Origin of the sequence: Neptunomonas sp., from assembly GCF_041601355.1 — a bacterium.
Classification (GTDB): Bacteria; Pseudomonadota; Gammaproteobacteria; order Pseudomonadales; family Balneatricaceae; genus Neptunomonas.
The window spans coordinates 18,978-29,949 of record NZ_JBFIIH010000037.1; the positions used below are offsets into that span (position 1 = coordinate 18,978).

The following is a 10,972-nucleotide window of genomic DNA, read 5'->3' on the forward strand; positions in this document are numbered from 1 at the left end:
CTATGGCAGAACGAACAGAAATTGAAGCTGATAATGGTTTCATTGAGAATATCTTAAGCTTATCGGGCTTTTTACATAACCACGACAATATCGATGCCTCCTTAAATGAATTAGCGCACCTGTTGGCCAAAACATTAAAAACCGAAAATTGCTCTATCATGCTACTCAAAGACGAGCATGCTGAAGATGAATTCCCATTACGCATCCACGCACACTCTGGCGCCCTACCTGACAGCGCTTACACAAAGCCAACATCCGCATCCGGAATTGCCGAATATGTAGTTCGTTCCGCCAAACCCTTATTGGTACCTGATATCACTGATAGCCAATTTGCAGCATCAGCCCACCAAAGTGGTGGTTTCATCTCTCTCCCTATCTGGACAGATGATAAAGTCATCGGTGTAATTAATATCAGTAAACCAAGCGATGCTCGTACTTTTGCCGAACAGGACCTTGAGCTTGCCACCATCCTGGGCATGTTTTTGTCAAAATCCATTCAACTACTTCATCTGCAATATATTCTCAAATCTAAATTTGCCATCGTCGCCATGGAAAGAGAGCAGCGTTCAAATAATCAAAATGTCGGTGATTTCACCCGAAGCCCGGAAAAGGTAGCCAAAATTCTTGCTAAAGGTTTTTATCACGAACTTTGCAATGCAGGTATAGAGTCTGACCATATTATTGTCGCTGTGTCAGAAATTATTACACTGCTGAATGCGCAACTGGAGGGCAACAAAAAGGATCAAGAAGGTTAGTGTTACCAATAAAAAAGGGATCACTTAGCTATAGAGTCTTTTTCGTATGGCGAGATAAACGCCTTATGAAACAGATGCCTAACAAGTAGTCCGAATGGCATTCTCAGATAATGCCCACGCACAAACAATAATTTGCGTGCTATCGCAGTGCCTTTGCGTTGCGCACTGTTATGCGGAGGCATAATGACCCTATCAAACAACATATCCATTAATCGAAGAGGCAAAGCAGGCTGCCACAGGTGCCCGCAATCAACCAGCACTTCTGCAGGGACAGGCGTATTAAACATACGACGACTATATCTTAACGCGTAGTACAAGGGCGGTATCAGATCCATCTCTTCTGCGCGCCGAAGCAGAGCCTGCCAATCAAACTCCTGCTCCAAAGCACTTCTGATTAAACCATCAAAATCCAACAGATCTCTGAAAGCGTGATCAAACTCAGTGTCCATAAACAGATGCGTTGCACTGTGTAACAGCATATCTATGTCTGACAATGTCCAGACACCTTCTGTTACTTCTTGCGCGCTTTCAAATAATTTACTGGCAACCGGCTTAAGCGCTGCAGTCAAGGGCAAAATCGTATGATGAATATCGATAACCGTGTGACGCTTAACATGTATCAGAGGCGGTATTTCATGCATCCACTCTCGATAATAACGCTGATCATAAGCACTTTGATTAGTACCCACCCAACCATGCCACTGAAGCGCCGACTCCAGTTCCTGAAGAGATTCTTTAGGGAGCAGAATATCAATATCAGAAAACGTCCTTCCTACCGCGCAAGACTTACCAGAAATAACATAAGCAGCCCCTTTCAGCAGTAATAGCCGCTGCCCCAAAGAGGAAAAAACAGGAAGGAAGTATTTGATTTCTGTCCTGGTATCCCGAAGATACTTTTCAGAAACAATAGACGCTGCTTCAAGATGCCACTGAACTGAGGCAGGCACATCAGCCAACTGCTCCCGCTGAGACAGTCTTGAATAAAGCATAGCCAATACATGGGTACTTCGCCCCTGCTGAATGATAAGATTCCATTCACTAAGCGAAACATCTTTAGCCTTAACATCGCCCGTAAGCAACGCACAAAGCGGCTGAAAAGCAGTTACGCTCATCTCACTAACCACTCCAATTGTGCAATCGCTTCATCAAGATCACTGTAAACAAAATCATAGCTATCTGATTGTTTAACCAATCGGGATAAAGCATGAAACGCATGCGCGCCCAACAGATGATAGTTAAAAGCATTCTCAACTAAAGACATATAAGCATAAGCCTTCTCTTTTTTTACCAACGTTAGCGCTGCACCTTGCTTATATTGAGGAAAAAGAACCACAGCAGCTTTCGCCATTTGTGAAGTCGAACGAACACTCTCCGCAGGCGGTTTTACATGAGTGACACAGCCTTTAACGGTATCAGTACACAAATGACCGAAAACAGCATCAGGCCAGAAATCCTTGATAACCTGAATAGATTCGTTCTTAAGGCTCATCGGCTTAACGAAAGGTTGCAACATGGAGTCTTTAATCGATATAAGCGTCAACTCATCGGATAACAAACGCCAGCCACGCGCCACTAACGCAGTACACAGGGTACTTTTCCCTGATCCGGATGGCGCCGGCATAATGACAGCTTTACCGTTTCGCTCAACAACAGCAGCGTGCAGAATCAAATACTGATGCGCATGTGCCGATACACACCAATTGATACCCCACTCTGTCAAGGCAGGGGACTGATCTAATGACAGAGGTGTAAAAGGAACATTGCCATTAAAGGTAAACTCGGCAAGTGGCTTAACCCATCCACGGAAACCGGATTTTCGTGCAATCTTAATCGGGAAATCAATAAACTCTCTATCCTTACTGACTAAAGCATCAGGATAGAGCTGAGTGATATGAGAGGTAACGGAAGGTAGCGATGACTTGATATGACACCAAAAAGGCCCGATATTAAGCGCCAAACCAGAACCACAAAGCTGATTAGCACATTCATCCACTGAAAAATCAGACACTATCATTGAGTTTTTTTAATAATTCCCTGGTCAACTAAATGCTGTAGATAAGCTTCACTGTTTTCACCAGGCTCATCCATTGTTGAAGAATCCAAACAGTGACCACTAATCAACTGGAGAACTTCAGACTTACTGCTTTTTTTATGTCCCATCAGATTTAATACCGATGTCACCGAGGAGCTCAACAAGTGAAGTTGATCCGATTCCGGCTCATGTATGATAGTCATATCATCAAACTGAGAAACTAATGCCGTAGACATATCTATACTAGAAACGTATGAAATCAACAAAAAATCTACCAAGTCATCATGGTAGATAATTGGTAAAGTATGACACCATTGGATAGGAGCCACCCACCCAGCTTACCGAAGTAGTAGTGCCCGGTAAATTTACTGAATTACCGTCAATAAAATCAGGGAACAAATAAAGAACCAGCGTTTGAGCAGTAGCCGAAGAGCTTTGACCAAACAGATTCTGATTTCCGCTCGCCAGTGATGCATTGGCATTAAGTAGTGCTGCTATACCATGCGCCTCTACACTGCCGGGATTAATCGTCAGCACATCAAGCATAGTCCCATTAGCGCCTAAGAGGAATGGGGAAGCGTCACTAGGATCACCATAATTCCATTCTGCTGGAGATGTCGTAACAATTCCCAACCAATAACTTGGACTCCGTCCCGATTGAGCAGTGCAATCATCAACATAAGCTTGTGGTGCATGAGATGAAAAAGTCATTGAATTAAACGCTGATGGCCCGCATAACGAGCCCCCCCAAGCCGTACGACTCGACATACTAAGAATGACGGGCGCCGCTATCCCCGCCCCGAATAAACGACGACGTGACGAATCAACACCAGTTGTTTTTTTACCAGTAGACTCTTGCTGCTCTGTAAGCAGCTCATCATTTTTCGGACGATCCATTTTATCCTTCATTTGAGTAGCCCTACTTTAACCTGTTAAGTAACGCATAAACATGCGTAATATCATATAATTCAAACAATGCAAAAAATACGCCAAAAAAAAGTACTGACTGATATCTAAGCAACTTTCAGTGATCCGCTATTCTAAATAAGATGCCGAAGAACACCAGTGTAAAAAAAACCGACAGTCAATCAAATCAATTTCCACTATTGAAATAAACATTACTTCAATATCAGTATTGTAGCACTAACCAGCCCTCTCCCTGACTCAATAATTGAACCACTTGTACTCATATTATACTCATACTCAATTTTCTGGAAATTTGTTCTCCCCTATTCGGGACTTACAATCGGCAGTACCTTTAACTAGACTTGTTTCCATACAACGATTACGTAAGATACTCACTGCACTCATACAGCAAACTTCATAGAGACTCACCACTATGTTCGACAATGCCGGCTTTTATAGCTACTTATTTGCATTTATAGCCTACCTGGTTACTGGCATTGCTTTATTCTCATCCACAAAAATCGATAACTCTGGAACACCCATTAAAGTCGCCGTCATAGCGACATTTACCTGGGCTATATTAATAACCGCTTCATACTCATCATCTGCCATACCAAATCAAGTCATACAAATTGTTGAAATTATTCGCAATCTGGCTTGGTGCTTTTTCATATTCAAAATTATTTCGCCCAAACAAAGCCCCCAACAAAACACTCTCATCAAAAAACTTGCTTATTCTCCATTATTTCTGGGAACAGCCATAGCGACCCTCAGCGCAATGATACTCCTGGGAGGTAGCGCTACCCAGAACACACCTGCCGACGTCCCGACAAGCGACATTCCTTTAATTGCCTGGATGCTACTCTCTATCACGGGCCTTCTCCTCATAGAGCAGCTCTACAGAAACTCCAACAAAGACCAGCGCTGGTTTCTTAAACACCTTTGCCTGGGTTTAGGTAGTATTTTTACCTATGATTTTTTTATGTATGCTGACGCCTTACTTTTTAAACACCTTGATAACCAGCTTTGGGATGCCCGAGGCATTATTAATGGTATTGCCGCCCCTCTGATCATGACATCACTCATCAGAAATCCCAGTTGGACACTCAATATTCAAGTCTCACGTACTGTTGTATTTCACACAGCGACACTAACAGGAGCGGGCATTTATCTTGTTCTCATGTCAGCTGCCGGGTACTTCATACGCTATTACGGAGGCACATGGGGGTCCATACTACAAATAACCTTCCTTTTTGGGGCAGGACTACTTCTTTTCATACTATTATTTTCAGACAAAATTCGCTCAAGCATACGCGTTTTGTTAAGCAAACACTTTTTCAGTTACAAATACGATTACAGAGAAGAGTGGCAAAAATTCACTCACCTACTCTCCGAACACGAACAAGACACACCCGAACGTATTTGTGCGGCTATCGGCTCACTTGTCCAAAGCAAAGGAGGTATTATCTGGGGAAGGGACGAACACCTGAACTATCAACTGTTAACCAATTGGGAGATGGCCCCACCTGAACTACCTCAGGCGCATTTAAAATGCATCGGCGATTTTTTTGAACGAACCGAATGGGTCATAGATTTTGATGAATACCGACTCACTCCCGGGATATACGACGATCTCATTATCCCCTCCTCCCTAATTGAAATCCCTAATGCATGGCTAATGATTCCTTTGTTGTTTAATGCTGAGGTATACGGTTTTGTCCTCGTAAAACATTCCGATATTCAAAAGAACATTAACTGGGAAGATCGCGACTTACTGAAAATCGCCGGAAAACAAGCAGCCAGTTTGTTAGCCCAATACCAAGCCAGCCAGGCCCTCATTCAAGCCCAGCAATTTGAAGCATTCAATCGACTATCTGCTTATATTGTCCATGACCTGAAAAACATTCTTGCTCAACAATCACTCATTGTCTCCAATGCAGAAAAGCACAAGCATAAGCCAGAATTTGTTGACGATGTTATCCTGACGGTCCGCAACTCTGTTAACAGAATGACACGCCTGATGGAGCAAATGCGGAACGGCATGCGCGGCACAACCCCCGTGCCTGTGGATTTAAAACTGTTACTGAGAACAATTTCTAAACGTTACGAAAAACACTTACCCGTTCCATTGTATATCGAGCCTGAAAATCAGGCCTTTGTCTTTGCAGACAATGAGCAACTAGCCAATGTTTTTGGCCATCTAATCCAAAATGCACAAGAAGCTACTGACATTGATGGCCGGATAGATGTACAGTTAACCTGCTCTTCTCATGAGGCGCTTATAGAAATCACAGATAACGGAAACGGTATGGATGAAAATTTCATACAACACAGACTATTTAAACCCTTTGATTCAACTAAAGGTCTTACTGGAATGGGTGTAGGCGCATTCGAAAGTCGAGAAGTTGTTCGCTCATTAGGCGGCGACATCCAGGTTAAAAGCTCGCCAGGCATTGGTACAACTTTCTACATAACCCTTCCTTTACATCATGCCTCGACAACAGATGACCGCATTCCAAAAAGCATCCCAATTAAAGTAAGTTAAGGACTGGCACTAGAAATGAATGGATTAAAAAAGAATTTGCTTATCGTTGAAGATGATGAAGGTTTGCAAAGCCAGTTACGCTGGTGCTTTGACGGTTTTGATGTGGCCATATGCGGAACAAGATCTGAAGCCATTACACAACTGCGACGTCTCCAGCCGGGTGTCGTGTTACTGGATCTGGGCCTTCCTCCTGATCCAGGCGGCGTTACGGAAGGCTTTGCTACGTTAAAAGAAATTCTTTCTCTAACACCTGAGTGCAAAGTCATTGTGGTCACCGGAGACAATGATCGCACTAATGCGGTTAATGCCATCGCCCTTGGTGCTTATGACTTCTATCAAAAGCCTGCTGATCCAGAAATACTCACACTAATAGTGGAAAGAGCTTACCGGGTCTACGAACTTGAAATAGAAAATAAACAACTACAAAACAACCAGCACAGCATGCCTTTAGACGGCATTATTGCATCCAGCGCCTCCATGCTCAAAGTGTGCCGAACCATTGAAAAAGTTGCACCTTCCGACATAACTACGCTACTACTTGGCGCGAGCGGAACAGGCAAAGAGCGGTTTGCCCAAGCAATTCATAACCTTAGCCCGCGCGCCAACGAAAAAATTGTCGCTATCAATTGTGCAGCCATTCCCGACGCATTACTCGAAAGCGAGTTATTTGGTCATGAAAAAGGCGCATTTACCGGAGCAACAAAACAAACAATAGGCAAAATTGAACTGGCCAATGGGGGCACACTCTTCCTTGATGAAATCGGAGATCTGCCTTTTGACCTCCAGGCTAAACTTCTTCGTTTCTTTCAGGAACGAGTCATCGAGCGCGTTGGCGGAAGAGTAGAAATACCTATTGATGTACGCATAATCTGCGCAACACACCAAGACCTCACCGCGCATATTAAAGAAGGCCGCTTCCGGGAAGATCTGTATTATAGAATCAGTGAAATCACCATCCAGATCCCACCTTTAAAAGACAGGGAAGGCGATGCCCTTTTACTCGCAAAATCCTTCTTAAATCGACTTAATAAAGAGTATGGAAAAAGCATTCGCAATTTTGATCCTGATGCTATCGCAGCCATTGAGTCTTATGGCTGGCCCGGAAATGTGCGTGAAATTGAAAGCCGCATAAAGCGCGCGGTAATCATGGCGGATAACGCCCTTATAACAACGGAAGACCTGGAGTTAGACCTGACGGATACAGAATCCGCACCATTGAACTTAAAGCAGATCAGAGAAGAGGCAGAGAAGAAGGCTATTAAAAGAGCGCTCAATCATTCTGATTTCAGCATATCCGAGACAGCGAAAGCACTCGGCATAACCAGACCAACACTTTACAGTATGCTGGATAAGTATAACCTACACCCTAAAACAGACTAAACTCAGGCCCAGGCTTAGCCACCAGACGAGACGAAACACACATTAAAAAAAGGGGCTAACTAAGCCCCTGTTTATTATTCTGTGCGACCTGAACCCATCAGAATCTACTTCTTAGCGCGCACCTTTCTTAAACAGAACCACTTCAACTGTTTGGATAAGAATATACATATCCAGAAAGATACTGTGATTTTTTATATAATAAAGGTCATATTGAAGCTTCTGTATTGAATCTTCATCCGAAGCGCCATAGGGGTAACAAAGCTGAGCCCACCCCGTTACACCCGGGCTTAAGCGATGCCTCTCATCGTACAACTCATTCAAATGATTTAACCTGGATACGAACTCAGGCCGCTCTGGGCGAGGACCAACAAGGCTCATATCACCTGATAATACGTTCCATAACTGAGGCAACTCATCCAACCGGTACTTTCGAATAAAACTACCGACCCTTGTTACTCTGGCATCATTCTTCTGAGCCCATTGCGCCTTACCGTCCGCTTCAGCATCTGTTCGCATGCTTCTGAACTTAATAACATCAAACGGACAACCGTTTCGTCCAACACGCTGCTGTCGATACAAAACTCCACCACGCCCCAGACTTTCAATAAAAATGGCAAGCGCAGTCAACAGCATCAAGGGAGAAAAAATCACCAATAACACCAAACTTACTACAATATCGACCGTACGCTTTTTAAACGCGCGAAACATATCAGGCGAAAAACCTTTCGCGAAAATCAACCAGCCAGGCTGCAGTAAATCTAACTGGATCAGTCCTCTCTCTCTCTCAAAAAAATCCAGCATATCAATAACATCAATACCACTCATCCTGCAATCGAGCAGTTCCTTAATAGGCAGTTTCAATCGTCGATCATCTAATGCGATAACGATCTCATCAATATCATGCTTCATCGCAAAGTCACGTATACAGCCATTTGAAAAAACAAGACGGCTTTTAGAAACACGACTTTTCTCCGCGGCATCCAGAGGTATAAACCCGAATAAATCAACGCCTCTCATATCTGCTTTACGGCGCAGTTTATCGATATATGAAGCCCTTTCCCCTGCGCCTAATACCAATATACGACGCTGTAACAGCTTCCCATCAACAAACCCATAAAATAAAGCTCTGATTAACATTAACCCCGCAAGTGATGACAAGGCAGTGACAGGCAATACAGCATATCCACCATAGGTATGAGGAAAGAAATAATTGATACCGATAGTTATTGAAATCCCAAAAATAATCGCCACAATCAATCGAGATAGCACACCCACCAAACATTGTCTTTGCCGGGTATCGTATAATCCCATAGCCGCTAAGCTGAATGACAACAGCACAGCCGGTAACAATATGCTTGCGACATAGGCCATAGCCGGCTGCTCGATAACAACGAAGGCCAGATGAACCATATAGCTAATCAACGCCACCATTATGAATTCAAACACAGCTAACAATAAGAACTGAGCATGCACATAATGTCCAAAAACCCTGAATTTCCCATGACCAAAGTGTAGCTTTACTCGTTGAGTAGACGCTTTTGAGTCCTTCTTCTCAGGAGTCGAATCATAACGAGCATTAACTTTATCCATGAACAACTTTCCTAATTAACGACGGCGGACTTGAAATCAGCATTATTTCACTGTGAAATAAAACTCAACATTACAGATTATAAGTATAGATCAAATATTACGAAAGAAATCTACATTACCACCTCAAAATGACCTAAAGCTGAATTGCAAAGATACATCAAAAGCAGCATTTTTTCATGTATAGACTACATTTACCTTATCATGATGTTGCCACCTGATAAGGTGGGCCCAGAAGGACAGCCAGATGCTACCAACACGAAAAACCTGCACCTTTAGCTCATTACATATAGATATCGCACGAAACTCTACTGATGATTTCAATCTTTTTCACGACAAGAAAAAATGGAATCAGATCTATCAAAATCCTTTCAATGGACCTATTGCATTAGGCTTTCAACTCGAAGCGTTTATTGAAGGAACGATCCGAGAACTCAGAGTTACAAATCACGAAGAAAAGCTAATCAAGCAGCACAATCTTCAATACAGCAACTATCAATTGTTATTTACCAACCCAGTAAAGCCCGACCAAGAGATGGATATCAAAGTAAATAAAAGCTTATTTTCCGAAAATGATGACAATCCTGTCCTGAGCAATAGGGTGAGCATCAAATCTGGCGGAAAACTCAGCGTAATGGGTTACAAAAAAGAATCAAAACACCCTTTGTTTCTGGCCGAGCCGGACCTCCCTGAATTGGATACACTTAAGCACGCAGCCGATAGGGCGTTTTTAGGCGACACAGGATTTTTTATCAAACGGAAGTTTATGAATACCAGTAACGCGAAAAATTTTTTATCAGGCAGTCTCGTTGAACAGTCTGAATTTTTTGACGAAATAGAAGGAAAAGCGGACTTCCCCGAAATCTTCCCTTGCGCACTGATCTCATGCGCCCTTTTGGAAAAAGCCATTAAAGAAAAGTTAGACTTCAAGCGCAACCCAATGGTTTATACATCACACAAAATAAGTATTGATCGGAACCAGCTCACTTACCTTAAAAGTAATGATACATTACATATAATGGTTCGTTTATCGACAAATAGTGACGATGCCGCATCACCATTAATGCAAACATACGAATGTTATGGTGTTATCAATCATAAATTCTTACTTTTCAGATCACTCATCACACTCGTGCCACTGGACGGAACATCCTGACAATGATCAAATTAATTACTCCCATTGCCTACATGGGGTTGATCTTTATACTTTCATCAGTTCCTGGCGATAAAACAACCCCTGATACTTTGCTAGAGCAATCGCTTATATGGATCACACCAAACGTACAGAACTTACTACACATACCTCTATTTTTTGGGCTAGCTTTAACATGGACGTATGCCTTAAAAAAACATATGAAAAGCAATTACCTAAACTTATTTACAGCATTTTTTCTTTCTATACTTTATGGTATTTTTGACGAATTACACCAAACTCAAGTTCCGGGCAGATATGGATCAATATCAGATTTGATCTTAAATGTACTCGGTGCTGCTTTAATTTTTCTCACCCCCCTGATAAAAAAGATCAATTACAACAAAGGCGCAATGATCGAGTAGCTTATTAAAGCAGAAAATGTAAGTTTCCCTGTATCAGAATACGAATAGTATCAGCGACAACCTAAACCACTTCAGGCGTACAATAAGATGCATATTCAGCACAAATTCTGGCATGGATAGCATCGTATAGCTCCTTCAGTTCGGGTTTCATATTATCTAACGCAGATTGGGTTGTAATAAAATAAGGGGCCCGAATCCCGTGGTAATCAA

The 10,972-nt window shown here is 42.6% G+C and carries 10 protein-coding genes; 5 read left to right on the forward strand and 5 right to left on the reverse strand.

Annotated elements, in window-relative coordinates:
* Positions 1–2 precede the first annotated feature (2 nt).
* The gene (locus tag ABY436_RS08105; RefSeq protein ID WP_372738473.1) at positions 3–755 is read left to right on the forward strand and encodes a GAF domain-containing protein; all 753 of its coding nucleotides are present in this window, start codon (positions 3–5) and stop codon (positions 753–755) included.
* A 20-nt stretch (positions 756–775) separates the two neighbouring features.
* Here the strand turns inward: ABY436_RS08105 and ABY436_RS08110 are convergent, their stop codons facing one another.
* The 4 genes from ABY436_RS08110 to ABY436_RS08125 are packed head-to-tail and all read right to left on the reverse strand — an operon-like array spanning position 776 to position 3,696.
* Positions 776–1,867, reverse strand: coding sequence for a nucleotidyltransferase family protein (locus ABY436_RS08110; RefSeq protein WP_372738474.1), 1,092 nt, complete (start codon positions 1,865–1,867; stop codon positions 776–778).
* Positions 1,864–2,763 carry an HprK-related kinase A gene (locus tag ABY436_RS08115; protein ID WP_372738475.1) on the reverse strand — a complete coding sequence of 300 codons (900 nt, stop codon included), beginning with the start codon at positions 2,761–2,763 and terminating at the stop codon, positions 1,864–1,866. Before ABY436_RS08115 ends, ABY436_RS08110 begins: the two co-directional genes overlap by 4 nt.
* A 2-nt stretch (positions 2,764–2,765) precedes the next feature.
* On the reverse strand, positions 2,766–3,023 hold the full coding sequence (locus tag ABY436_RS08120) for a hypothetical protein (protein WP_372738476.1): 258 nt from the start codon (positions 3,021–3,023) through the stop codon (positions 2,766–2,768).
* 46 nt (positions 3,024–3,069) lie between these two features.
* Positions 3,070–3,696 carry a hypothetical protein gene (locus tag ABY436_RS08125; RefSeq protein WP_372738477.1) on the reverse strand — a complete coding sequence of 209 codons (627 nt, stop codon included), beginning with the start codon at positions 3,694–3,696 and terminating at the stop codon, positions 3,070–3,072.
* Between the two features lie 430 nt (positions 3,697–4,126).
* Between ABY436_RS08125 and prsK the strand changes: the two genes are divergently transcribed.
* On the forward strand, positions 4,127–6,238 hold the full coding sequence (gene prsK / locus ABY436_RS08130; RefSeq protein WP_372738478.1) for an XrtA/PEP-CTERM system histidine kinase PrsK: 2,112 nt from the start codon (positions 4,127–4,129) through the stop codon (positions 6,236–6,238).
* Positions 6,239–6,253: 15 nt separating this feature from the next.
* On the forward strand, positions 6,254–7,618 hold the full coding sequence (gene prsR, locus ABY436_RS08135; RefSeq protein ID WP_372738479.1) for a PEP-CTERM-box response regulator transcription factor: 1,365 nt from the start codon (positions 6,254–6,256) through the stop codon (positions 7,616–7,618).
* A 111-nt stretch (positions 7,619–7,729) separates the two neighbouring features.
* Here the strand turns inward: prsR and ABY436_RS08140 are convergent, their stop codons facing one another.
* On the reverse strand, positions 7,730–9,208 hold the full coding sequence (locus tag ABY436_RS08140; protein ID WP_372738480.1) for a TIGR03013 family XrtA/PEP-CTERM system glycosyltransferase: 1,479 nt from the start codon (positions 9,206–9,208) through the stop codon (positions 7,730–7,732).
* Between the two features lie 244 nt (positions 9,209–9,452).
* Between ABY436_RS08140 and ABY436_RS08145 the strand changes: the two genes are divergently transcribed.
* Both ABY436_RS08145 and ABY436_RS08150 read left to right on the forward strand, forming a co-directional pair.
* Positions 9,453–10,361 (forward strand): hypothetical protein, encoded by a 909-nt coding sequence (locus tag ABY436_RS08145; protein WP_372738481.1) that lies wholly within the window; start codon positions 9,453–9,455, stop codon positions 10,359–10,361.
* Positions 10,362–10,363: 2 nt separating this feature from the next.
* Positions 10,364–10,762 carry a VanZ family protein gene (locus tag ABY436_RS08150; protein WP_372738482.1) on the forward strand — a complete coding sequence of 133 codons (399 nt, stop codon included), beginning with the start codon at positions 10,364–10,366 and terminating at the stop codon, positions 10,760–10,762.
* The last annotated feature ends 210 nt before the right edge of the window (positions 10,763–10,972 follow it).

Coding starts and splice junctions, on each gene's coding strand:
- ABY436_RS08105 (WP_372738473.1), top strand. CDS start 3: ATGGCAGAACGAACAGAAATTGAAGCTGATAATGGTTTCATTGAGAAT.
- ABY436_RS08110 (WP_372738474.1), bottom strand. CDS start 1,867: ATGAGCGTAACTGCTTTTCAGCCGCTTTGTGCGTTGCTTACGGGCGAT.
- ABY436_RS08120 (WP_372738476.1), bottom strand. CDS start 3,023: ATGTCTACGGCATTAGTTTCTCAGTTTGATGATATGACTATCATACAT.
- ABY436_RS08125 (WP_372738477.1), bottom strand. CDS start 3,696: ATGAAGGATAAAATGGATCGTCCGAAAAATGATGAGCTGCTTACAGAG.
- prsK (WP_372738478.1), top strand. CDS start 4,127: ATGTTCGACAATGCCGGCTTTTATAGCTACTTATTTGCATTTATAGCC.
- prsR (WP_372738479.1), top strand. CDS start 6,254: ATGAATGGATTAAAAAAGAATTTGCTTATCGTTGAAGATGATGAAGGT.
- ABY436_RS08140 (WP_372738480.1), bottom strand. CDS start 9,208: ATGGATAAAGTTAATGCTCGTTATGATTCGACTCCTGAGAAGAAGGAC.
- ABY436_RS08145 (WP_372738481.1), top strand. CDS start 9,453: ATGCTACCAACACGAAAAACCTGCACCTTTAGCTCATTACATATAGAT.
- ABY436_RS08150 (WP_372738482.1), top strand. CDS start 10,364: ATGATCAAATTAATTACTCCCATTGCCTACATGGGGTTGATCTTTATA.